This window comes from Phenylobacterium haematophilum (assembly GCF_014196295.1).
Classification (GTDB): Bacteria; Pseudomonadota; Alphaproteobacteria; order Caulobacterales; family Caulobacteraceae; genus Phenylobacterium; species Phenylobacterium haematophilum.
This window is the reverse complement of sequence record NZ_JACIDK010000002.1, coordinates 351192-374609: the sequence shown is the minus strand read 5'-3', so window position 1 is coordinate 374609 and position 23418 is coordinate 351192. Positions and strand designations below refer to the sequence as shown.

At 68.6% G+C, this 23418-nt stretch carries 21 protein-coding genes; 8 read left to right on the top strand and 13 right to left on the bottom strand.

Translation table 11 applies throughout. The annotated features are described in order from the left end of the window. Positions 1-30 precede the first annotated feature (30 nt). The 4 genes from GGQ61_RS07685 to GGQ61_RS07670 all read left to right on the top strand — a co-directional run bounded on the left by GGQ61_RS07685 (position 31) and on the right by GGQ61_RS07670 (position 3990). The gene (locus tag GGQ61_RS07685; protein WP_183771258.1) at positions 31-1428 is read left to right on the top strand and encodes a S41 family peptidase; all 1398 of its coding nucleotides are present in this window, start codon (positions 31-33) and stop codon (positions 1426-1428) included. Positions 1429-1555: 127 nt separating this feature from the next. Continuing rightward, positions 1556-2707: a divergent polysaccharide deacetylase family protein gene (locus GGQ61_RS07680; RefSeq protein ID WP_183771256.1), complete on the top strand. Its 1152-nt coding sequence runs from the start codon at positions 1556-1558 to the stop codon at positions 2705-2707. A 10-nt stretch (positions 2708-2717) separates the two neighbouring features. Continuing rightward, a complete protein-coding gene (locus GGQ61_RS07675) occupies positions 2718-3209 on the top strand; it encodes an RNA pyrophosphohydrolase (protein ID WP_183771254.1) in 492 nt (163 codons plus the stop codon). A gap of 7 nt (positions 3210-3216) precedes the next feature. Then, positions 3217-3990, top strand: coding sequence for an alpha/beta fold hydrolase (locus GGQ61_RS07670; protein WP_183771252.1), 774 nt, complete (start codon positions 3217-3219; stop codon positions 3988-3990). A gap of 3 nt (positions 3991-3993) precedes the next feature. Here the strand turns inward: GGQ61_RS07670 and GGQ61_RS07665 are convergent, their stop codons facing one another. From GGQ61_RS07665 to GGQ61_RS07620, 10 genes are all read right to left on the bottom strand, one after another. Beyond that, entirely contained in the window at positions 3994-5925 is a 1932-nt protein-coding gene (locus tag GGQ61_RS07665) for a S9 family peptidase (protein WP_183771250.1), read from the bottom strand. 169 nt (positions 5926-6094) lie between these two features. Next, positions 6095-6739 carry a hypothetical protein gene (locus GGQ61_RS07660; protein WP_183771248.1) on the bottom strand — a complete coding sequence of 215 codons (645 nt, stop codon included), beginning with the start codon at positions 6737-6739 and terminating at the stop codon, positions 6095-6097. Positions 6740-6940: 201 nt separating this feature from the next. Next, positions 6941-7207, bottom strand: coding sequence for an ATP synthase F1 subunit epsilon (locus tag GGQ61_RS07655; protein WP_183771246.1), 267 nt, complete (start codon positions 7205-7207; stop codon positions 6941-6943). Positions 7208-7212: 5 nt separating this feature from the next. After that, positions 7213-8805, bottom strand: coding sequence for a F0F1 ATP synthase subunit beta (gene atpD / locus GGQ61_RS07650; protein WP_183771244.1), 1593 nt, complete (start codon positions 8803-8805; stop codon positions 7213-7215). Between the two features lie 19 nt (positions 8806-8824). Continuing rightward, on the bottom strand, positions 8825-9694 hold the full coding sequence (locus tag GGQ61_RS07645; protein ID WP_183771242.1) for a F0F1 ATP synthase subunit gamma: 870 nt from the start codon (positions 9692-9694) through the stop codon (positions 8825-8827). 20 nt (positions 9695-9714) lie between these two features. After that, positions 9715-11250, bottom strand: a complete 1536-nt coding sequence (atpA, locus tag GGQ61_RS07640) for a F0F1 ATP synthase subunit alpha (protein ID WP_183771240.1) — start codon at positions 11248-11250, stop codon at positions 9715-9717. 4 nt (positions 11251-11254) lie between these two features. Continuing rightward, the gene (locus GGQ61_RS07635) at positions 11255-11809 is read right to left on the bottom strand and encodes a F0F1 ATP synthase subunit delta (RefSeq protein ID WP_183771238.1); all 555 of its coding nucleotides are present in this window, start codon (positions 11807-11809) and stop codon (positions 11255-11257) included. A 186-nt stretch (positions 11810-11995) separates the two neighbouring features. Continuing rightward, positions 11996-12283 carry a hotdog family protein gene (locus tag GGQ61_RS07630; protein ID WP_183771236.1) on the bottom strand — a complete coding sequence of 96 codons (288 nt, stop codon included), beginning with the start codon at positions 12281-12283 and terminating at the stop codon, positions 11996-11998. Between the two features lie 163 nt (positions 12284-12446). Beyond that, a complete protein-coding gene (locus GGQ61_RS07625; RefSeq protein WP_183771234.1) occupies positions 12447-12788 on the bottom strand; it encodes a DUF8200 family protein in 342 nt (113 codons plus the stop codon). A gap of 335 nt (positions 12789-13123) precedes the next feature. After that, positions 13124-14128: a MerR family transcriptional regulator gene (locus GGQ61_RS07620; protein WP_183771231.1), complete on the bottom strand. Its 1005-nt coding sequence runs from the start codon at positions 14126-14128 to the stop codon at positions 13124-13126. 157 nt (positions 14129-14285) lie between these two features. Here GGQ61_RS07620 and GGQ61_RS07615 point away from each other — a divergent pair, with 157 nt between their 5' ends. Next, positions 14286-15371 (top strand): hypothetical protein, encoded by a 1086-nt coding sequence (locus GGQ61_RS07615; protein ID WP_183771229.1) that lies wholly within the window; start codon positions 14286-14288, stop codon positions 15369-15371. 103 nt (positions 15372-15474) lie between these two features. Continuing rightward, entirely contained in the window at positions 15475-17442 is a 1968-nt protein-coding gene (locus GGQ61_RS07610) for a transglycosylase domain-containing protein (RefSeq protein WP_183771227.1), read from the top strand. 8 nt (positions 17443-17450) lie between these two features. Here the strand turns inward: GGQ61_RS07610 and GGQ61_RS07605 are convergent, their stop codons facing one another. The 3 genes from GGQ61_RS07605 to GGQ61_RS07595 all read right to left on the bottom strand — a co-directional run bounded on the left by GGQ61_RS07605 (position 17451) and on the right by GGQ61_RS07595 (position 21442). Then, positions 17451-19295, bottom strand: coding sequence for a transglycosylase domain-containing protein (locus GGQ61_RS07605; protein ID WP_183771225.1), 1845 nt, complete (start codon positions 19293-19295; stop codon positions 17451-17453). Between the two features lie 127 nt (positions 19296-19422). Continuing rightward, entirely contained in the window at positions 19423-20160 is a 738-nt protein-coding gene (locus GGQ61_RS07600; RefSeq protein ID WP_183771223.1) for a M48 family metallopeptidase, read from the bottom strand. 10 nt (positions 20161-20170) lie between these two features. Then, positions 20171-21442 carry a polyhydroxyalkanoate depolymerase gene (locus GGQ61_RS07595; protein ID WP_183771221.1) on the bottom strand — a complete coding sequence of 424 codons (1272 nt, stop codon included), beginning with the start codon at positions 21440-21442 and terminating at the stop codon, positions 20171-20173. A gap of 227 nt (positions 21443-21669) precedes the next feature. Between GGQ61_RS07595 and GGQ61_RS07590 the strand changes: the two genes are divergently transcribed. Together GGQ61_RS07590 and GGQ61_RS07585 are read left to right on the top strand one after the other, a co-directional pair. Next, on the top strand, positions 21670-22068 hold the full coding sequence (locus GGQ61_RS07590; protein ID WP_183771219.1) for a YciI family protein: 399 nt from the start codon (positions 21670-21672) through the stop codon (positions 22066-22068). Positions 22069-22090: 22 nt separating this feature from the next. Then, positions 22091-23353 carry an RNA polymerase sigma factor gene (locus GGQ61_RS07585; RefSeq protein WP_183771217.1) on the top strand — a complete coding sequence of 421 codons (1263 nt, stop codon included), beginning with the start codon at positions 22091-22093 and terminating at the stop codon, positions 23351-23353. Positions 23354-23418: the final 65 nt, after the last annotated feature.

Below are 23418 nucleotides of genomic sequence, written 5' to 3'. Positions count from 1 at the left end.
TCGCCGCCAAGGGAGGCTTCAAGGCCTGACATGCGTAAGTATCTTCTGATCGGGGCTTCGGCCTTCGTGCTCGGCGCCGGCTCCATGGCCTATGTGAGCCAGCAGGCGCTCGCCTCGGCCCAGGCGCCGAAGGTGAAGACCTACAAGATGCTCGAGCTGTTCGGCGACGTGCTCGACACCGTCGAGCGCCAGTACGTCACCGAGGTCGACGATCAGAAACTGATCGAGGCGGCCATCGACGGCATGCTGACCTCGCTCGATCCGCATTCCGGCTATCTGAACCCCGACTCCTTCGACGACATGCGCGATCAGACGCGCGGCGAATACGGCGGTCTCGGGCTCGAGGTCACCAGCGAAGAAGGCGTGGTCAAGGTCATCTCGCCGATGGACGGCACGCCCGCCTTCAAGGCCGGCGTGAAGCCCGGCGACTTCATCACCGCGGTCAACGGCGAGAGCGTGCTCGGCCTGTCGGTCAACGAGGCTGTCAAGCAGATGCGCGGCAAGCCGGGCGAGGCGGTCACCCTGACCATCGCCCGCGAAAAGTCCGATCCGTTCGACGTGAAGATCGTCCGCGAGGTGATCAAGCCGAAGTCCGCGACCGCCAAGATGGAAGGCGACTACGGCTACCTGCGCGTCTCCGGCTTCAACGAGAAGACCACCGACGAGGCCGAGGCGGCCCTGGCCGAACTCAAGGCCAAGAACCCGAAGATGAAGGGTCTGATCCTCGACCTGCGCAACAATCCGGGCGGCCTGCTCGACCAGGCGGTCGGCATCTCCGACATGTTCCTGGAAGGCGGCGAGATCGTCTCCCAGCGGGGCCGCGATCCGCGCGACATCGAGCGCTACAACGCCCGCGCCGGGGACGTGACCGGCGGCCTGCCGATGGTCGTGCTCGTCAACTCCGGTTCGGCCTCGGCGGCCGAGATCGTGGCCGGCGCCCTGCAGGACCGCAAGCGCGCCGAAGTGGTCGGCCTGACCACCTTCGGCAAGGGCTCGGTGCAGACCGTGATCCCGCTGCGCGGCGGCATGGACGGCGCGCTGAAGCTGACCACGGCGCGCTACTACACGCCCGCCGGCCGCTCGATCCAGAAGACCGGCATCGAGCCCGACCTGGAAGTCGCCGAAACCCGCGACCAGGCCCAGCGTATCGCCAACCGCGCCTTCCAGTTCTCGGAAGCCTCGTTCCGCAACGCGCTGAACGCCGAAGAAGGCAAGGCCCGCCGCGGCGCCCACATCCCGGCCGAAGCCCCGCCCAGCGGCTTCGACGAAGACAAGGGCGACTTCCAGTTGGCCCGCGCCATGGACGTGCTGAAATACGGTTCGGTGGCTGCGACTCCGAAGCTGCCGAAGCCCGAACCGAAGATGGCTGCGGTGGTCTCGCCGAAGGGCGCGCCGGCCCTCGAAAAGGCCTCTCCGGACAAGAAGTAGGCGGCGAAAACGCCGGCGCGATTAGTTAATTGAAAGTTAACGAAAATCGCGCCGGCGTTCACTGTATAAGTCGTTTGTTAACCATATTCGCGGACGCTCCAATGCCGGAACGTTCCGTGATCATGTGATGTTTTCGAAGAAGCACCTCGCCCCAGCGATCGCCGCCCCTGCGCCGGCTCCACCGCTCTCCGAAACCGCGCTGCGCGCCTTGGCGAACCCCTATGTCGGGGCGGGCGCCGCCGGCGCGCTGTTCATCGTCGTGCTGCTGACTCTGGTGGCGCTGATCGGCGACCCCAAGGCCAGTTCGCCCGTCGTGCGGCTGTCGCTGGCCAAGATCGGCGGCGAGGCCGCCCCCGACGGCTGGCGAGAGGCCCTGGCCCGCGGCGGCGGGCAGCCGAGCGTGACCGAGGACATCTTCCGGCTCTCCGAGACCCCGATCGGCGCCGACGCCGCGATGGGCGAGGCGACCATCACCATGCAAGGCGGCGGCGCCTTCCACGCCGCCGACCCGCTGCCCCAGGCCCCGCTGGCCGGCTTCCACTCGCAGGGCCCCAGCGGCCCGCTGCCGATCATCGCGGCCAACGGCAAGACTCCGGCCGAGGCCTATGCCCGTCCCTTCGCGCCGAACGGCCGCCCCAAGGTGGCGCTGGTGATCGGGGGGCTGGGCCTCAACGCCGCGGCCACCCGCCAGGCCATCGACACCCTGCCGCCGGAAATCACCCTGTCGTTCGTGCCCTATGCCGAGGGGCTGCAGGGCTGGATCGACCTGGCCCGCGCGGCCGGGCATGAGGTGCTGCTGGAAACCCCGATGGAGCCCAGCGATTATCCGGACAACGACCCGGGCCCCTATACGCTGCTCGCCGACTCGCCCGGATCGGAGACCGTCAAGAAGCTGGAATGGGTGCTCTCGCGCGCCACCGGCTATTTCGGGGTCACCAACTATCTCGGCTCACGGTTCATGACCTCGGATGCCGGCATGAACGCCTTCCAGACAGCGCTGCGCGGCCGGGGGCTGGCCTTCATTGACGACGGCCAGGCCGCCCGCCGCACCGGTCCGATGCGCGCCTCGGCGGCGCGCATCATCGACGAGCAGCTGTCGGGCCAGGCCATAGACCAGCAGCTGCTGGCGATCGAGGCCGGCGCCCTGCAGCACGGTCAGGCTCTCGGCTCGGGCTTCGCCTATCCGGTTACGCTGTCGCAGGTCGCAAAGTGGGCTGAATCGGTCGAATCTAGGGGTTATCAGCTGGCTCCGGCTTCCGCTTTGATCTCACGTCGCTAAATGGAATGAGATGACCGACCTGACCGCCTATCGCCCGAACGTGGGAGTGGTGCTCTTCCACCCCGATGGCCGGGTGTGGCTGGGCCGCCGGTTCCAGACCCCCGAGCCCTATAACTGGCAGTTCCCGCAAGGCGGCGTCGACGCCGGCGAGGACCTCTATCTCGCCGCCTGCCGCGAGCTGGCCGAGGAGACGGGCGTCGTCACCACCACCCTGCTCGGCCGCACCGACGGCTGGCTGGCCTATGACTTCCCGCCCGGACACAACGGTTCCAAGATCGCCAAGGGCTGGAAAGGCCAGCGTCAGGTCTGGTTCGCCCTGCGCTTCGACGGCCAGGAAAGCGAGATCGACCTCAGCGGGGACGGGCATCCGGAATTCGACGCCTGGCGCTGGGGCAGCCTCGATGAGGCCCCCGGCCTGGTCGTGCCGTTCAAGAAGGCGACCTACGAGACCGTGGTCCGCGCCTTCCATGTCTTCACGGGCCAGCCCGGCCGCGCGGCCTGACCGGCCCATGAGCATCGCTCCGCCGCCGATCGTCATGGTGCATGGCGCCTTCTGCGGCGGCTGGGCGTTCGAGCGCCTGCGCGAGCCGTTCGAGGCGGCCGGCCACTTCGTCCTCACCCCCGACCTGCGCGGCCACGCCGCGGACGACCCGCCCCACGCGGTGCTCGGCGTCTCGGTCACCGACTACGCCCGCGACCTCGCCCGGCTCTGCGCCGGTCTCGACCAGGCCCCGATCCTGGTCGGCCATTCGATGGGCGGGCTGGTCTGCGCCCTGGCCGCCAGCCGCACGCCGGTGCGGGCGATGGTGCTGCTGGCCCCGACCGCGCCCTGGGGCGTGGCCGCCTCGTCGATGGAAGAGGCGATCACCGCTTTCGGCCTTCACGCCCTGGGGCCGTTCTGGGCGCAATCAGTCGCCCCCGACCGCAGTCTGGCGCGCCGCTACAGCCTCGACCGCATGGATGGCGCGGAGCGCGAGGCCGTCGCTTCCCGCATGCGCCCCGAAAGCGGTCGCGCGCTCTGGGAAACGCTGAACTGGTGGCTCGACCCCTTCATGACCACCAGCGTAGGCCCCCTGCACGTGCCGACCCTGGTGATCGGCGGCGAGCGCGACGTCGTCCATCCCCCCGCCACCGTCCGCCAGACCGCCGCGCGCTTCGGCGCAGAGTTCATCGAAGCCCCCGGCATGAGCCACTGGCTGGTCGCCGAACCCGGCTGGCGCGAGATCGCTGAGATCGCGCAGGGCTGGCTGGAGGGGACGCTGGCCTCGGCTCCAGCCGACTAGCGACTACTTCGTCCCCAGCACCTGCTTCAGGAACACGATCTCGCTGGCGCGGACCGCCTCGGCGTTGGCCTTCTTGGCGACCCCGTGTCCCTCGTCGAGGGCCAGCACGTACCAGACCTCTGTGCCCTGTGCGCGCAGCCTGGCGACCATCTGCTCGGACTCCGACTGCGGCACGCGCGGATCGTTGGCGCCCTGATAGATCATCATCGGCTTCTTCATCCGCTCGCTCATGTTGAGCGGCGAGATCTTGTCGAACACCGCGGCCATCTTCGGATCGCGCTCATCGCCGTACTCGGCCCGGCGCAGGTCGCGGCGATAACCCTCGGTGTTGGCCAGGAAGGTCTTCCAGTTGGAGATGCCGTAGAGGTCGATCGCCCCGGCGATGCGGTCGTTGTAGTGAGCGGCCACGGCCAGCGACATATAGCCTCCGTAGGACTGGCCGACGACCGCCACACGGCTGGCGTCCAGGTCCGGCTGCTTGGCGATCCAGTCGAGCAGCGCGCCGATGTCCTTGACCGAGTCCTCGCGCTTCTCGGCGTTGTCGAGGCCGATATAGGTCTTGCCGTAGCCGCTGGAGCCGCGGACGTTCGGGATGATCACCGCGGCCCCGACCTCGTTGACCCAAGACTGGCGGCGCGGATTGAAGCTCGGCTGCTCCTGGCCCTCCGGCCCGCCGTGGATCTGGATGACCACGGGCAGCTTCTCGCCGGCCTTGGCCGCCGGCTTGTAGATGAAGGCCGGGATCGAGCGCTTGTCGAAGGTCGGGTAGCGGAACAGGGTCGGCTCGACCAGCTTGGCCGGCTCCAAGCCGCCCAGCTCGCTCTGCGTCCAGCGGACCAGCTTCTGATCGGCCAGGGCGAAGCTCCAGACGTCGCCGGACGAGGTCGAGGTCGAGAGGCTGAAGCCCAGCTGCTTGCCGTCCGGCGAGAAGCCGAGGCCGGTCAGCACGCCCATCGGCAGCGCCGGGCTCGGCACGGTCTTGCCGCTGGCGACCTCCTTCACGACGATCTTCGAATAGCCTTCCTCGTTCACCAGGTAGGCGATCAGCGCGCCGTCGGGGGACAGGTCGAAGCCCTCGGCCGGCCACTTGGCGCCCGGCTCGAGGTCGCGGACCGCGCCGCTGGCGACATCGATCACGACCGGCCGGGCCATGTCCGACTTGTCGTCGGAGAGCGTGACCACATGGGCGCCGTCCGCGGCGAAGGCGCCGCCGACATATGCGATCGGACGGCCGGTCGGGCCGACCGGCTTCACCGCCCCGCTGGCGATGTCGAGCACGAACAGGTCGGTCGAGGCGACCGAGTTGTAGCGGCTCAGCAGCAGGCTCTTGCCGTCCGGCGAGAAGTCGAGCACCGCCATCGCGCCCGTGCCCTCGTGGACGACCCGGCGGCCTTCGGGCTGGGCCGGGTCGGCCAGCATGATGTCGTAGTTGGGGTCGCCGGGCGTCACCTGGCTCCAGGCCACCAGCTTGCCGTCGGCCGAGAAGGTGAAGTTGGAGTTGCGTGTCTTCGGCGCGGTCAGCTGCGTCTCGTCCCCGCTCAGGCCGCGGATATAGCCCTGGTAGTACTCGGCCCCGCCGACGTCGCGCGGATAGACGAAGCGGGCCTGGCCCGGCTGGCCCTTGGCGCTGTTGACCGGCTCGGGGAAGAAGGTCAGCTGGGTGCGGGCTGCGCCCGGCGCGGCCACGCGGTGGATCTGGTTCACGTCGCCGAAGCGGGTGGCGATCAGGATCGAGCCGTCGTCCATCCAGTCCTCGAAAACCGCCGAGCGGGCGTTGTAGTACGGCGCGATCGCCGTCTTCAGCGCGGCCGGGGTCTCGGGGACGTTGTCGTAGACGATCTGGCCGGACTGGCGCTTGGCCAGCTCCGCGGCCGGGGCGGCGGCGGCGCAGGCGAAGGCGAGGACGGTGCCAAGCAGCAGGGCGCGCGTCGTCATCGGGGGGAACTCCAAACAGTCGAGGTTTGGGCGCGACCCTGGCCGCGCCGGGCGGCCCCCGTCAACGCCCGATCAGCGGGTGGCTTGCGGCGGATAGGACAAAGGGCGCGGGAGAAGCTCCCGCGCCCTTCGGTTGGATATCCGCGCCGCTGAAGGCGGCTTCGACGTCCTAGAACTTGCGTTCCGAGTAGAGCACTTCGGCCAGATCGGCGTTCTTGCCGGCCGGCGTGCCGTCCGGCTTCTTCAGCTGCAGGAACACCAGGCCGATCGATTCCTTGTCGGTGTAGTATTCCCACGAGTTGGTGATGCGCTTGAAGTCCGTCGCCGGCACGAAGTCGTTACGCTGCTGGACCAGCTCGGGCTTGTGCAGGAACGAGAAGATGTTCAGGCCGACGATGATCGGCTTCTCGCCGTCGATCGGATAGCTGAGCGTCAGGCGGCAGACGTCCTTGTTGGAGCCCTGCGGCCAGATGGTCAGGGTGTAAGGCTTCTCGACCAGGGTGCCGACATAGGTCCCTTCGCGCTTGTTCAGCTTGTAGCCGGCCATGCCGCCGGCCAGGGCCTTGAAGTCGCCGCCCTTCACGAGCGGTTTGCAGACCCGGTTGATGACGTCGATGATCTGACCCTCGGCGCCGGTGGTCGGCAGCACGTAGGTCTTTTCTTCGGCGGCCGGCGCGGCCGGCGCGGGCGCGGCGGCGGGGGCCGGCTCAGCGGCGGGGGCGGCGGCCGGCGGGGCCGCTTCGGGCGCCGGCTGGGCGTGAGCCGCCGTGGCGAGCCCAGCGAGAGCGATCAGACTGACGAAGGCGGTGCGCATGGCGAAGTCCCCTAACTTAAGCGTGCCGCATAACACTCGAAACAGGCCGTCCCTCGCAACCCCTCTAGCGAAGCAATTGGACCGATCGGTGGCGATTGCCCGGCCCGAGCACGGCAAAATCGCGTGACTTGCCCGCCAGATACGAAAAGGCCCCGGCGCCTGGGGCGTCGGGGCCTCTGATCGTTGGGCTTCGGCCGGCGGTTAGGCGGCCACTTCCGTCGCCTGTTCGGCGAGGATGGTCAGGCCTTCAGGGGTCACGTCGGCGAAACCGCCTTCGATCTCGAAGACCTTCACGGCGCCGCCGTTATAGACCTTCACCTGTCCGACCTTCAGCGTGGTCATGAAGGGCGCGTGGTCGGCCAGCACGCCGAAGTCGCCTTCCGTGCCCGGCGCGTCGACCTGGTCGACATCGCCCGAGAACAGTTCGCGCTCGGGCGAGACCAGCGAGAAGTGAAGCTTCCCAGCCATGATCCTTAGGCTTCCGCGGCCAGCTTTTCGGCCTTGGCCACCGCGTCTTCGATGGTGCCGACGTTGTAGAAGGCCGCTTCCGGCAGGTGGTCGTATTCACCGTCCACGACCGCCTTGAACGAGCGGATGGTGTCTTCCAGGCTCACGAAGATGCCCGGCATGTTGGTGAACTGTTCGGCCACGTGGAACGGCTGGCTCAGGAACTTCTGGATCTTCCGGGCGCGGGCCACGGTCAGCTTGTCCTCTTCCGACAGCTCGTCCATGCCCAGGATGGCGATGATGTCCTTCAGGGCCTTGTAGGCCTGCAGGGTTTCCTGAACGCGGCGGGCGACGCCGTAGTGCTCTTCGCCGATCACCAGCGGGTCCATGATCCGCGAGGTCGAGTCCAGCGGGTCCACGGCCGGGAAAATGGCCTGGGCGGCGATGTCACGCGACAGAACGGTGGTGGCGTCCAAGTGAGCGAACGAAGCGGCCGGGGCCGGGTCGGTCAGGTCGTCGGCGGGAACGTAGATGGCCTGGACCGAGGTGATCGAACCCTTGGAGGTCGAGGTGATGCGCTCCTGCAGGTTGCCCATCTCGGTGGCCAGGGTGGGCTGATAGCCCACGGCCGACGGGATACGGCCCAGCAGAGCCGACACTTCCGAGCCGGCTTGGGTGAAGCGGAAGATGTTGTCGATGAAGAGGAGCACGTCCTTGCCCTCTTGGTCGCGGAAGTACTCGGCCTGGGCCAGGCCGGTCAGCGCGACTCGGGCGCGGGCGCCGGGGGGCTCGTTCATCTGGCCGTAGACCAGGGTGCAACGGCTCTCGCCGCCGCCGCCGGGCTGGTTCACGTTCGACTCGATCATCTCGTGATAGAGGTCGTTGCCTTCGCGGGTGCGCTCACCCACGCCGGCCAGCACGGAGTAACCGCCGTACGCCTTGGCGATGTTGTTGATCAGCTCCTGCATGGTCACGGTCTTGCCCACGCCGGCGCCGCCGAACAGGCCGATCTTGCCGCCCTTGGTGTAGGGGCAGAGCAGGTCGATGACCTTGATGCCGGTGACGAGCACTTCGGCCGCCGTCGACTGCTCGGCGAAGCTCGGGGCTTCCCGGTGGATCGGGGCGTAGAACTGGGTGTTGATCGGACCGGCTTCGTCGATCGGGTCGCCGATGACGTTCATGATACGGCCCAGGGTCGCCGGGCCGACCGGCACGGTGATGCTGCGGCCGGTGTCGGTCACGGGCTGGCCGCGGGTCAGACCCTCGGTGGTGTCCATGGCGATGGTGCGGACGGTGTTCTCACCCAGGTGCTGGGCGACTTCCAGCACCAGGCGGAACGGGGCGCCGGTCCGCTGGTCGGTGTTGGTGGTTTCCAGCGCGTTCATGATCGCCGGCAGGTGGCCGTCGAACTCGACGTCGACGACGGCGCCGATGATCTGCGAGATGCGGCCGGTGGCGACGCCGGCGACGGCGGCGACCTTCGGAGCATCGGCCTTCGCGGCGGCGGGAGCCTTCGGAGCAGCGGCCTTCGGCGCGGCCTTGGCGGCGGCGGCCTTCGGCGCGGCGGCCGCTTTCGGGGCGGCGGGCTTCTTGGCGGGAGCCTTGGGGGTCGTAGCCATGGGTTCGGACTCTTTCGGGTTAGAGCGCTTCGGCGCCGGAGATGATTTCAATCAGCTCCTTGGTGATCTGCGCCTGGCGTGAACGGTTGTATTGCAGGGTCAGGCTGGCGATCATGTCGCCGGCGTTGCGGGTGGCGTTATCCATCGCCGTCATCTGGGCGGCGTAGAACCCGGCCTGGTTTTCGAGCATCGCCGACAGCACCTGAACGGTCAGGTTCCGCGGCAGCAGGGTCTCGAGGATTTCCTCTTCGCCCGGTTCGTACTCGTAGGCCGCGCCCTTCAGGTCGATGGTCGCGCCGCCGTCCTGAACCTGGGCCGGGATCAGCTGGCTCAGGGTCGGAACCTGCGACACCACCGACTTGAAGCGGCTGAACGCCAGGGTGACGACGTCGATCTCGCCGGCCTCGAACAGCTCGGTGATCTTGTCGGCCACCGGCTGGGCGGTCGCCATCGACGGATTGCCGGCCTCGAAGAAGGCCACGATCTTTTCGCCGTACTGACGCTTCAGCTGGTCACGGGCCTTCTTGCCGACGACGAGGATCTTGACGTCCTTGCCCTGGCCGATCAGCTCGTTGATCTTCTCGCGCGCGGCGCGGATGATCGAGGTGTTGAAGCCGCCGGCCATGCCGCGGTCCGAGGACGTCACGACCACCAGGTGGCGATCGTTCCGGCCCGTGCCGACCAGCAGTTTCGGGGCGCCGTCTCCCGACACCCCAGCCGCCAGGTTGGCGATGACCGAAGCCATGCGCTGGGCGTACGGGCGGGCGTTCTGCGCAGCGTCCTGCGAACGGCGAAGTTTCGCCGCCGCCACCATCTGCATCGCCTTCGTGATCTTCTGCGTGGCTTTCACGCTTCCGATCCGATTGCGCATCTCCTTGAGGCTGGCCATCTCCTAAAAGCCCCGCTGACTTACGCGAAGCTCTTGGTGAAGGCTTCGAGAGCTTCCTTCAGCTTGGCCTCGGTGTCCGCCTTCAGCTCCTTGCTGGTGCGGATGGTGTCCAGGATGTCCTGGTGCTTGCCGTGCAGACGGGCCAGCAGCTCGGTCTCGTAGCGGCCCACGTCGGCGGTCGCGATGCCGTCGAGATAGCCGCGGGTGCCGGCATAGATCACCGCCACCTGCTCTTCGACCTTCAGCGGCGAGTACTGCGGCTGCTTCAGCAGCTCGGTCAGGCGTTCGCCGCGAGCCAGCTGGCGCTGGGTGGTGACGTCGAGGTCCGAACCGAACTTCGCAAAGGCGGCCATTTCCCGATACTGGGCCAGTTCGCCCTTAATCGGACCCGAGGCTTGCTTCATCGCCTTGATCTGGGCCGACGAGCCCACGCGGCTGACGGAGATACCGACGTTCACGGCCGGACGGATGCCCTGGAAGAACAGGTCGGTTTCCAGGAAGATCTGGCCGTCGGTGATCGAGATCACGTTGGTCGGGATGTAAGCCGACACGTCGTTGGCCTGGGTTTCGATGACCGGCAGAGCGGTCAGCGAGCCCGAACCGTTGTCTTCGTTCAGCTTCGCGGCGCGCTCCAGCAGGCGGCTATGCAGATAGAAGACGTCGCCCGGATAGGCCTCGCGGCCCGGCGGACGGCGCAGCAGCAGCGACATCTGGCGGTAGGCGACGGCCTGCTTGGAAAGGTCGTCGTAGATGATGACCGCGTGCATGCCGTTGTCACGGAACCACTCGCCCATGGCGCAGCCGGCGAACGGGGCCAGGAACTGCAGCGGGGCCGGTTCCGAGGCGGTCGCCGAAACGACGATGGTGTATTCCAGGGCGCCGCGCTCTTCGAGCGTCTTGACGATCTGGGCGACGGTCGAACGCTTCTGGCCGATGGCGACGTAGATGCAGAAGAGCTTGGCGCTCTCGTCGTCGCCGGCGTTGACCGACTTCTGGTTCAGGATGGTGTCGACCGCGACGGCGGTCTTGCCGGTCTGGCGGTCGCCGATGATCAGCTCGCGCTGGCCGCGGCCGACCGGGATCAGCGAGTCGATGGCCTTCAGGCCGGTCTGCACCGGTTCGTGCACCGACTTACGCGGAATGATGCCCGGCGCCTTAACGTCCACGCGGCGACGTTCGGCCACGTTCTGGATCGGGCCCTTGCCGTCGATCGGCTCGCCCAGCGGGTTCACGACCCGGCCCAGCAGGCCCTTGCCGACCGGAACGTCCACGATTTCCGACAGGCGGCGGACTTCATCGCCCTCGGCGATGGCGCGGTCTTCGCCGAAGATAACGACGCCGACGTTGTCCTTTTCCAGGTTCAGGGCCATGCCCTTCACGCCGGCCTTGGGGAACTCGACCATTTCGCCCGACTGGACGTTGTCGAGGCCGAAGACGCGGGCGATGCCGTCACCGACGGACAGAACCGAACCGACGTCCGAGACATCAGCTTCTTCGCCGAAATTGGCGATCTGCGACTTGAGGATGGCCGAAATCTCGGCGGCGCGGATATCCATGGGCTTACGCTCTCTTCAGGGCGAACTTGAGGGAGTCGAGCTTCGAACGCAGCGAAGCATCGAACAGACGGGAACCGACCTGCACCTTGATGCCGCCCAGGAGGGCAGGATCAACGCGGGTCTCGATTTCGGGGTCCTTGCCGAGCGCGGTTCGCAACGCGGCGGCGACACCCTTCGATTGGGCTGGGGTCAGCGGCACGGCCGTGGTCACCTGGGCCGAGATCGCGCCGCGCGCGTCAGCCGCCAGGGCCTCGAAGGCCGTGATCACCGCCGGGAGCGCCGAGGCGCGGCCGTTCGCGGCCAGCAACCCCAGGAACTTCCTGGTGGTGGGATTGAGCTTCGCCTTCGCGCCAAGGGCGGCCAACGCCTTGCCCTTGTCGTCGGCGCTGAACGCCGGCGAAGCCAGCAAGGTCCGCAGATCCTTGCTGTCGGCGCTCATCTTTTTCAGCGCCTTTAGGTCGGCCTCGACGGCCGACAATTTCTTCTCATCGTTCGCGAGATCAAACAGGGCTTGGGCATATCTGCCGCCCACATTCGAAACCTTGGAATCGTCCGCCACTTATTTTGTCCGCCCGGTGCGCGCAAAAGGCCGCGGCGAAGAAATCTCCACTGCGACCCTAAAGGCTTGAAAGCGCTTGGAAAAGCACATTGGCCATCGAGACTGGAAAAGCCCCTGGCCCGAAGCCGCGCGCCTGATAGCACGCGATTTTCAGCGTCGCAACCAAACCGGCCGCGACACCTTGTATTATCTGGCGTTCAACCTACGGAAAACTGCAGCCCCGGTGGCAAGCACCGCGCCGTCCTGGGCCAGCACCCTGCCATAGGTGAAGACCAAGGTGCGGGTGGCGCGCTCGACAGCGGCCTCCACATTCACGCCAGCGCCGGCCACGGCGGAAACGCCATAGTCGATGGTCAGGGATATGGGCTCGGCGCCTTCGCCGGCGACCTGCGTCAGCGCGGGCTCAAGCAGGCTGGCGGCCGGGGCCGGGCCAGCGGGAAATACAGTCTCTAATGAAATGGCGTCTTGGGTCATCGCGGCGGGTTCATAAGCGGCGCTTGCGCCGCGGCCAAGCCGGACCGGCGCCGCACACATAGAAAGACGGGCGCCGGAGGGCCCGGCGCCCGAGTTACAGGCTCGACTAGACTAGCGGCTGGGAGGCGCGCCTAGATGTGCGCGAACCTGGATCCTTCAGCCTTTAGCGGTTGGCCACTTGCTGGGCCGGCAGGGCGGCGGTGTTGCACTGCTCGAGCTTGGCCGCTTCCAGCTGCTTACGCGCGCCGCCGAACGAGGCGACGGCGCCGACGTTCTTGGCCACTTCCTTACAGGTCGCCGCGCCGTAGGTGCGCGAGGACGGAGCCGCCGCCAGGCAGGTGTCGCCTTCGCAGGTGAAGACGGCGCCGCCGGCGATGAACTTGGTCTTTTCCGCGACCGGGGTCTGCAGCTTGGCGGTGATCGGATCGTCAGCCAGCGCCGCGCCGGCGGCGAAGGAGACGGACATCATGGCGGCGCAGGCGGCCGCGAGGGTACGGAGCTTCATCGAAAGCCCTCCAGCGTTCGGGGAGAATGTGCGAGTCCGGGTGGGGACACGGCTCGGGCCAATCCGGGGATCCGCAACCGGTATCCCCACCGGTTGCGCGAGTTGAACTAAGCATCGCTAAGATAACGGTGTTAAGATCATCAGCAACCGCTTTTTTCGCAACGCGGTTATGCGAAAATGTTGGGATTGCGAACCGATAGCAGCGTTCCCATGTAGGCGGGCTCGCCTTCCGCGAGCGCCGAGGTTGCGTTGCACGCCTCCTTTCGCCGCCGATTGCGCCACGCTCCCCGCCCCCGATCAAACGATGCTTTCGCCGGATGCTCCGTGAGCTGGGCTCACGAGGCGGCGCGCCCGGCCTCCGGGCGCCAGGCGATCATGCCGTGGGTCCGCGCCCGGACCTGCGGCGGCGCCAGGCACATGGCCAGGGCTTCGTAGCCGGCCGCGCCGGGCTGCAGCGCCACATGGATCGGCGGGCTGTGATTGGCCGGGCAATAGATCGCGCGCTCGCCGGGGCCGACCGCGGCTAGGTCGAGGATTGCGTCCGACCTCGTCATCAGCACCAGCGGCCGAGCCTGAAGCCCCCGCCGACGCAGATAGGCGATCAGCGCGACCTGGGTCGTTTCGTCCAGCCCGTCCTCGACCATATCGACCACCAGCACCCCGTCGTCTTCCACCTCCAGCTCGGAGAGCAGCGACAGCAGCGCCGGGCTGCTGATCGCGCCGTCCTCGACGAGCCAGGCCGCGGCGGCCGCCGCGCGCTCGGTCGGCATGGACGGGGCCTCCAGGCGTTCGAGCCCGACAAAGCGCGCGCCCGGCAGTTCCTGCGCCAGCCGCATGGCCAGCCGCGTCTTGCCGCTGCCGAGCGGCCCGACCAGGTAGGTCAGCGGCCCCAGCTCGCCCAGATCGAAGCGCTCGCCGCCCCACGGCCAGGGCAACTCGAAGGCGACCGCCGGGGCCGCCAGCAGGCTCGCCAGCTCCGCCGTGCTCGGCGCCGCGCCGGCCGCCAGCTGCGCCCGCATCCGGGCCACCCGCTCGATGGTCGTCGCCAGGCGGCGCCCCTGCGCCTCCAGCGCCGCCTGATGCGCGGCCAGCGCCGGCTCCAGCACGCTGGCGTCGCCGCCGAGCACCCGTTCCACCTGCGCCAGGCTGAGTCCCAGCGCCCGCAAGGTCGCGATCTCGCCGCCCCGCGCCAGCTGCTCGGGGCCATAGGCGCGCCAGCCGGCGGCGGTCCGCAGGGGCGCGATCAGGCCGCGCGCCTCATAGAGCCGCAACGCCTTGGCCGAGACCCCCAGCCGCCGGGCGGCCTGAGAAGGGCTCAGGAATTGAACGGTACCGGTCACGAATCACCTCGCTGCGCTGCTGACCGACGCATTGAGGGGAGCGGCCCCAGGGGCCGGGTCAAGTCGCTGTTCCATTGCAGAGCTAGTAAGGCGCGGGCAGGCTGCGCTCATGCTGGATCCGCAAGCCGCCTCGAGAGCCGCATTCTGGATAGCAGGCGTGGTCGCCCTGGCGTTGGGCTTGCTGGTCAGCGGGTTCCGCTGGGAAGACTTCCCTTTGGGGCACTACGAAGCCTCGGCCCCGCTCCCGCGAACGGCCCACAATGCGTCGGTGGAGCGCGCCGTCTTCGCTCAAGATCGTCTTTGGCTCCTGACCTCCGCAGGAGAGGTCTGGACTGTCAGCAAGAATGCGCCGGCCCCCTCGCGGATAGCGATTCCCGAACCAGCCGCCGAACTATGCGACGACGGCGATACGGTCGTCGCCGTGACCACGCCTGCCGGAAGCCCGACGACCTACACGGTGCGCCGGCGAGTGGGCTTGGACTGGCAAGCGATCGCAGCCGTACCCTCCCGCAACGAAGGACTGGTCGGCGTCCAATGCCCGGCGGACGGAGTCGTCCTGGTCACCGCACAGCGACTGGTGGACCTCCGTCCAGGCGGCGGACGTAGCCTCGCGCTTTCCCACCGCGTTCCCTCCGCACACGTCAACGTCCTGCACCTCACGCCGACGCACGTCTTCGTCGGCGTGAATGCCGGCGAGTGGGGAGGCGGGCTGCACCGGATCGACAGACGGACAGGCCAGGTCGCGTTCCTCGAGCGCAATGCCCACGGCGATCTCTGCGGCGGCCCGCTCAACGGCGGTTGCGATCCAGTCAACGGGCTCGCCGAGCGGGCCGGCAAGCCCGGGTGCATCGTCGCCGCCGTGGGCTTGGTGCACATGAGGTCGCGCGGACAGCTCGTGGAGGTGTGCGGCGAGCAGATCGAGTTGCTGTATCGGCAGCCCTGCCCTCGCGCCTGGGACCCCGATGGCTCTGTCGACAAGCATGGCGAGCCGTTTTGCACCATCGCCTTCTTCGGCCTTGGTCGGCGGGGAGACGCACTCTTCGCAATGGGCGTCGATGGTCTCCATGTGATCGAGGGCGGGAGCGCCCACAATCGTGGGGTTCCAAAGTTCCAGGCCTACGGGCCGTTCCGGGTCTCGTTCGATTTGCCTGAGGCGGTGCTCGTACTGACCGACGTCAATCAGCGCACTTCGCTCAGCGGCATGACCCCGCTGATGGCGATGCGCCCGCCGGGAACCCTTTAAGGCCGAGCTTGTTCATCGCTCGTCAATCATGTCGCGCGCTTGGTGCGCATCAGCTATCTAGCCGCCTCGGGGCGGGTATTCGGCGAACTCTTTAGGACGACACATGGCCAAGTCAGGACCGGGCCCTCGCCGGCCGGCCCAGCGTACCCCGTTGCAGGCGCTCCTTTATTGGACCGCAGTCCTCGGCGTGTGGGGGCTGATCTTCGTCGTGGCCTTCTTCGCGGTGTTCGCGGTCGATCTGCCCGACACCTCCAAGCTCAACGACGTCAGCCGTGCGCCGTCGGTCTCCTATCTCGACCAGTCGGGCGCGCTCGTCGCCGTGCGCGGCAGCCAGAACACTCCGCCGGTCGATCTCGACTCGCTGCCGCCCTACGTGCCGAAGGCGTTCATCGCCATCGAGGACCGCTGGTTCTACTGGCACCCAGGGTTCAACCCGTGGGGCATCCTGCGCTCCCAGATCTACAACATGCAGAACAAGGGCGGGCCGCTGCGCGGCGGCTCGACCATCACCCAGCAGTTGGCGCGCAACCTGTTCCTGACGCCCAGCCAGAACTATCGCCGCAAGGCCCAGGAGTTGATCCTGGCCATGTGGCTGGAGGCCAAGTTCTCCAAGAAGGAGATTCTCTCCCTCTATCTGAACCGGGTCTATTTCGGCGGCGGGGCCTATGGGATCGAAGCCGCTTCGCAACGCTATTTCGGCAAGCCCGCCAGCCAGCTGACCCTCGGCGAAAGCGCCCTGCTGGCCGGCATGATGAAGGGCCCCAGCCGCTATTCGCCGGTCTCGGCCACCGACCGCGCCGAACGTCGCGCGACCATAGTGCTGGACGAGATGGTCCGCACCGGCGCCATCACCCCGGCCGAGCGCGACGCGGCCTTCAAGACCCCGGTTCGGGTCAACCCGACGCTCGCCAACCAGCGCGCGCAGTACTTCACCGACTGGGTCGACGACCAGGTCCGCAGCCTGGTCGGCGAACCGACGGAAGATTTAGTGGTCGAGACCACCCTCGACCTCCCGATCCAGACCGCCGCCGAGCAGGCGATCCGCAAGGGGGTCGAGGCCGGCAAGAGCCAGGGGATCGGCCAGGGGGCCCTGGTCGCCATCGACGGCGAGGGCCGCATCCGCGCCTATGTCGGCGGCGCCAACTACAACGACAGCCAGTTCGACCGCGCCACCACCGCCCGCCGTCAGGCGGGCTCTGCATTCAAGCCCTTCGTCTACCTGGCGGCGATGGAGGCCGGGCGCACCCCGGCCGACATGGTGGTCGACGAGCCGATCAAGATCGGCAACTGGGCGCCGCGCAACTACACGAACGACTTTCGCGGGCCGATGACTCTGCAGACGGCGCTGGCCCAGTCGATCAACACCGTCGCCGCGCGGCTCGCGAACGAGGTCGGCACCGGCAACGTCGCTGCGGCCGCCCGCCGGCTCGGCATCAACTCGCACATCCAGCTCGATCCCTCGATGGCGCTGGGCGCGGTCGAGGTCAGCCCGCTGGAGATGGCCCAGGCCTACGCCCCGTTCGCCAACGGCGGGTTCCTGGCCAAGGGCTACGGAATCCAGCGGATACGCACCGCCGGCGGCAGGATCCTCTACGACCACAGCGTCGAGAAGACCGCCCGCACCCAGGTCATCGGCACGCCCGCCCTGCAGTACATGAACCAGATGATGCGCCAGGTGGTGACCAGCGGCACCGGGACCCGCGCCAAGGTTCCCGGCTACGACCTGGCCGGCAAGACCGGCACCACCAGCGATTATCGCGACGCCTGGTTCGTCGGCTACACCGGCGGCTTCGTCGCCGCCGTCTGGGTCGGCAAGGACGACAACAAGCCGATGAAGCGGGTCAGCGGAGGCGGCGCCCCGGCCGGCATCTGGCGCGACTTCATGGGCCAGGCCCTGCCGCGGCTGAAGGTCCAGGCCATTCCCGGCGGGACCTACGAGCCGCCCGCGCCCAGCGATCCGATCGGCGATCTGGTCGACGGCATCGCTGACGCCATCGGGGTCGGCGGCCAGCCGGCGGCCCAGCCGCAGGCCCCGCAGCCGAAAGCCCCGATCGACGACATTCCCTTCTAGGGCGCGCCCTAGATCGGCGGCCGGTCGAGCACCTCGGCCGTCGTGGTGGTCGGCGCCGGCTCAGGCGCCGCCTTGAGCAGCGTCTCGATCGTCTCCGGCGCAGGCGGGGGCGGCGACGCCGGCGGCGGCGGACCATAGGGAATGGCCACGGCCGGGCCGCGCTTCAGCGCCGTCGTCATGAACCCGCGCCACAGCTCGGCCGGCGCCCCGCCGCCGGTCACCCGCTTCATCGGCGCGCCGCTGTCGTTGCCCATCCAGACCACGGTCGTGAAGCCGCCGCTGTAACCGGCGAACCAGGCGTCCTTGTAGTCGCTGGTGGTGCCGGTCTTGCCCGCAATGTCGTAGCCTGGGATCTTCGCGCGGGTTCCAGTGCCGGCCGCGATCACGCCCCGCAGCATGCGGTTGAGGTCGCTCAGCGCCGGATTGCCGATCACGTTCGCCGCCGAGGCCGCCTTGCGCTGATAGAGCACCTGGCCGCCGACCGTGCGGATCCGCTCGATGCCGTAGGCTTGCACCCGGTTGCCGCCGTTCGAGAACGCGCCGTAGGCCTGTGCCATCTCCAGCGGCGAGACCAGGCTGGTGCCCAGCGCCATGGCCGGGTCGGTGTTCACCGCCGAGACCACGCCCAGCCGTTTGGCGGTGGCCGCGACATTCCCGCGCCCGACCTCGTCAGCCAGCCGCACCGCCACCGTGTTGGTCGACTGCGCCACCGCCTGCTCCAGGGTCAGGGTTCCGGCGAAGGTGTTGCTGTAGTTCTGCGGCGACCAGGTCCCGATGGTGGTCGGCTCGTCCACCACCGCCATGTCCGGCGTGCGGCCGGCCTCCAACGCGGTCAGGTAGACGAACGGCTTCCAGGCCGAGCCCGCCTGCCGCTTGGCGGTGACCGCGCGGTTATACGGAGCGCTCGCATAGTCGACGCCGCCGACCATGGCCCGCACCCGGCCCTGTCCGTCCAGCGCCACCAGCGCCGCCTGGCTGACGTCCTGGGCCTTGTAGCGCTCGACCACGGCGCGGGCCTGGCTCGCGGCGGCGGCCTCCAGACCGGCGTCCAGGGTGGTCTCGACGATGACGTCCTGCTTGGGCGCGCCGACCAGCTGGCGGCGCTGGCCGTCCAGCCAGTCGATGAAGTAGTTGGCCGAGGCGCTGTAGGACCCGCCCGCCAGCTTCAGCGGCTGGGCCATGGCCTGCTTGCGCTGGGCCGGGGTGATCGCGCCGGTCTCGACCATGGCGGCCAGCACCAGGTCGGCGCGGGCCGCGGCGTTGGCCGGCTCCTCGATCGGATTGTACTTGGTCGGCGACTTCAGCACCCCGGCCAGGGTCGCGGCCTCGCGCAAGCTCAACTTGGCCGCGCTCTTGCCGAAGTAGCGGCGCGAGGCCTGCTCGATCCCATAGGCGCCGGAGCCGAAATAGACCCGGCTCAGATAGAGCCCGAGGATCTGCTTCTTGGAATAGGTGCGCTCCAGCTGGACGGCGTAGACCACCTCCTTGGCCTTGCGCTCCATGGTCTGGTCGGCGCTGAGGAACAGATTGCGCGCCAGCTGCTGGGTGATGGTCGAGGCCCCTTGCGCCGCGCGGCCCTGCTCGGCGTTGGCGACGATGGCCCGGGCGATGCCGATCGCGTCGAACCCGGTGTGCTCGTAGAAGCGCCGGTCCTCGATGGCGACGAAGGCGGCCGGCACATGGGCCGGCAGCTTGGCGATGTCGACGGGCGGACCGTAGCGGCCGCCGCGCACGCCCAGCACCGCGCCGGCGCGGTCCACATAGACGACCTGCGCCTCGCGCTTGATCGGCGGCAGGGGCGGAAGTTCCGGTGCGGTCAGCGACAGCGACGCGGCGAGCGCGAGGGAGATCAAGTCTTAAGGCTCCAACGGCCGCACGCGCGGCTTACCGCTCCTTCTCCCTCCGGTCCGGAGCCGAGCCAAGATAATTCGCGGTAATGGTCGAGGTCGGCGATGTCGCACATTAGTGCGCCCCGGGAGATCACCGCCCGAACGCGTGCAGCCGTGCGCCCTCGGCCCGCAGCCAGGCGCGGTGCGGACGCTCGTCCCCGACCATGGCGCTGACATGGGCCCAGAACTTCGGCCCGTGGTTCAATTCCAGCAGATGCGCGCACTCGTGGGCGGCGACATAGTCGGCCACCTCGTACGGGGCCAGCGCCAGGCGCCAGGAATAGCGGATCGCCGCCGGCTTGCCGGGCAGGCCCGGCCGGCACGAGCCCCAGCGGGCGCGGGCGTCCATCATGGTGACGCTCGGCAGCTTGGCCCCCAGTTGGGCGCAGTAGAACGCCGTGCGCTCGGTGAACACCGCCAGCGCGTGGCGCTTGATGATCCGGATCACAGCGTTTGCGTAGGCCTCGCCCTCGCCGCGGGCGCTGATCCGCAGCGGCGCCTCTTCCGTCGCCGGATGCAGCCGGGCCGGCTTGTCGCTGGCCTCCAGCCGGCAGGGCTGGCCGAACAGGCTGATGGTCATCCCCGGCGCGATCGCCTGGCTCTGCGGCAGCTCGGCCAGCCGCTCGGCGATCCACGAGGCCCGGTCGCGCGCAAAGGCTGCGGCCTCCGGCAGGCGCCGCTGGCTGGGCGCGGTGGCGATGATCTCGCGCTTTGTGCGGTCGAGCCGCAGGGAAATGCGCCGCGCGCGGGCGTGAACCTTCAGGCGAACTGTGGCGCCGGCCACTTCGAGCCGGTCGCCGTCCGCAAGCGAACGGCCGAAGATACTCATGACGCCAGACTTAAGCTGCGTCGCGGGCCTTTTCGAGTGCGCCTTCCATGCGACGGATGAACGCCCGCACCCGCGGATAGATCTCTTCGCGGAAGCGGCGGCCGTTGAACACCCCGTAGTGGCCCACGTGCGGCTGCACGTAGTCCTCCTTGAAGTCGTCCGAGAGCCCGGTGCACAGCGCGTGCGCCGCCTGGGTCTGGCCGATGCCGGAGATGTCGTCGTTCTCGCCCTCGACGGTCAGCAGCCCGATGTCGCGGATCGATCCGGGCTGGATCGGCCGGCCGCGATGGACCAGCTCGCCCTTCGGCAGCAGGTACTGCTGGAACACGTAGTCGATGGTCTGCAGATAGAATTCTTCCGGTAGGTCGAGCACCGACAGATACTCGTCGTAGAACTCCAGGTGCTTCTCGGCCGCGTCGCCGTCGCCCTTCATCAGGTCTTCCAGGTAGCGCAGGTGCGCGTCCTGGTGCTTTTCGGCGTTCATCGACATGAACGAGTAGAGCTGCACGAAGCCCGGATAGACCCGCCGGCCCATGCCCGGATAGGGCGCCGGCACGGTGTCGATCATCGTCGACTTGAACCAGGCGAACGGCTTTTCCTCGGCCAGCTTGTTGGTCACGGTCGGCGACAGGCGCGCATCGATCGGCGAGCCCATGATGGTCATGGTCCCGGGGCGGCACTCCTCGCCGTCCTCGGCCATCAGCGCGGCGGCGGCTAGCACCGCCGGCCCCGGCTGGCAGACCGCGACCACGTGGGGGCGCGGCCCCAGCTGGCGCAGCATGTCGCGGACATGGTCGACAAAGTCGTGAAAGTCGAAGCGGCCTTCCATCACCGGCACGTCGCGGGCGTTCGACCAGTCGGTGATGAAAACCTCGTGGTCCTGCAGGAAGGCCTCGACCGTGCCGCGCAGCAGCGTGGCGTAGTGGCCCGACAGCGGCGCGACGATCAGCACCGCCGGCTCCAACTCGCGGCGGCCGGCCTTGCGCATGTCGGCCATGTCGCGGGTGAAGTGGACCAGTTTCACCCACGGCGTCGACCAGACCTCGGTCGGGCGCACGCGCACGCTCTCGCCTTCGATCTGCACGGAATCGATGTTCCAGGCCGGGCGGCCATAGCGGCGCGTCAGGTTGGCGAACAGGTCCGAACCGGCGAACAGCCGCCGGCCGAGTTCGCTGTCCTTGGCCGGATTGAGCGGCGACGACCAGAAGTCGCGCGTGGCCCGCGCGGCCCAGCGCAGCGGTGTGGAGGCGTAATAGCCGGCCTCATAGAGCGTGTAGAGCATCGCCGAGTCCTCTTTGCTGCGCCGCAGCATAACATGGCAGTGGTTAAGCGAGTCCAGCGCTGATGCCGCACCCAGGCAGCGAATTTCATGCGCACGCTCGCCTGTCCGGGCCTTATCTGCGATTTTTTTCAGCCTCGCCTGTCGGTCTGGCGGCGCCTGGTTCGTCGATCCATGTAGCGGGAGGACTCGCGGGCGTTCCTCGCCCCGGCCCGCCGAGGAGGAATTCCATGCGCTTCATGTTCTTCATCACGTCCGCGCACACTACTCCGCCGACGCCCGAACTGATCGAGGCGATGGACAAGCTGGCCAACGAGGAGATCAAGGCCGGCCGGATGATCGACACCGGCGGGCTGATGCCGCTGGTCACCGGCGCCCGCGTGCGGCTGGAAAGCGGCAAGGTATCGCTGATCGACGGGCCGTTCATCGAGGCCAAGGAAATGGTCGGCGGCTACGCGATCTTCGAAATGCAGAACAAGGAAGAGGCCGTCGCCTCGGCCATGAACTTCATGCAGATGCACGCCGACCATATGCCGGGCTGGGAAGGTACGTGCGAGATCCGCGCCATGGCCGGCGACGACTTCGAGGCCGGCTGCCCGGTCTCGGTCGCCACCGCGGCCGACGCTTGACGCTGCAGCCCGGCCGGCGGCGATGAGCCTCGCCGAAACCCATCGCGCCATCCTCGCCGCCTGGCGCGTCGAACAGCCACGCCTGATCACCGGGCTGGCGAGGATGCTGCGCGACGTGCCGCTGGCGGAGGAATTGACCCAGGAAGCGCTGGTCGCCGCCCTCGAACGCTGGCCGCAGACCGGCGTGCCCGAGCGGCCCGGCGCTTGGCTGATGGCGACCGCCAAGCGGCGCGCCCTCGACCACCTGCGGCGTCGGCCGATGCTGGCGCGCAAGCACGCCATGGTCGCCCACGAGCTGGAGAGCGAGCAGCAGGCCATGCCGGACCTGGACGCCCCCCTCGACGACGACATCGGCGACGAGATGCTGCGCCTGGTGTTCACCGCCTGCCATCCGCGGCTGCCGCGCGAGGCCCGCGCCGCCCTGGCGCTGCGCATGGTCTGCGGCCTCACCACCGCCGAGATCGCCCGCGCCTTCCTGCTGCCGGAAGCGACGATCGGCCAACGAATCCTGCGCGCCAAGCGCACGCTCGCCGAGTCGGGCCTGGCCTATGAGACCCCGCGCGGCGAGGAATTGTCGGAACGCCTCGGCTCGGTGCTGGAGGTCGTCTACCTGATCTTCAACGAGGGCTTCACTGCCGCTCGCGGCGACGACTGGATGCGGCCCCAGCTCTGCAACGAGGCGCTGCGCCTGGCCAGGGTGCTGATCGCCGTCGCCCCGCAGGAGGCCGAGGCCCACGGCCTCCTGGCGCTCATGGAGCTCAACGCCTCGCGCGCCAGCGCCCGCGTCGATGCGCAGGGCGACCCGATCCTGCTGCTCGACCAGGACCGCCGCCGCTGGGACCAGCTGCAGATCCGCCGCGGCCTGCGCGCCCTGGCCCGCGCCCACGAACTCGACCCGGTCGGCGGCCCCTACGCCCTGCAGGCCGCCATCGCCGCCTGCCATGCCCAGGCCGAGGCGGCGGCCGACACCGACTGGGCGATCATCGCCGCCCTCTACGGGCGACTGGCGCAGGTCGCGCCCTCGCCGATCGTCGAGCTGAACCGGGCCATCGCGGTCGGCATGGCCGACGGCCCCGCCGCGGGCCTGGCCCTGGTCGAACAGCTGACGGGCGAGCCGGCGCTGGCCGCCTACCACCTGCTGCCCAGCGTCCGCGGCGACCTGCTGCTCAAGCTCGGCCGTCGCGATGAAGCCCGCGCCGCCTTCGAGGCCGCGCTGGCCTTGGCCGAAAACCGCCGCGAACGCGACCTGTTGCGCCGCCGCGCCGACGAGGCCGCCGCCTCCTGACTTCGCCGCGCCCGGCCACGCTTGCGGCCGCGGGGCTGGCGCCTTATTGGTGCAATAGTCAAAAC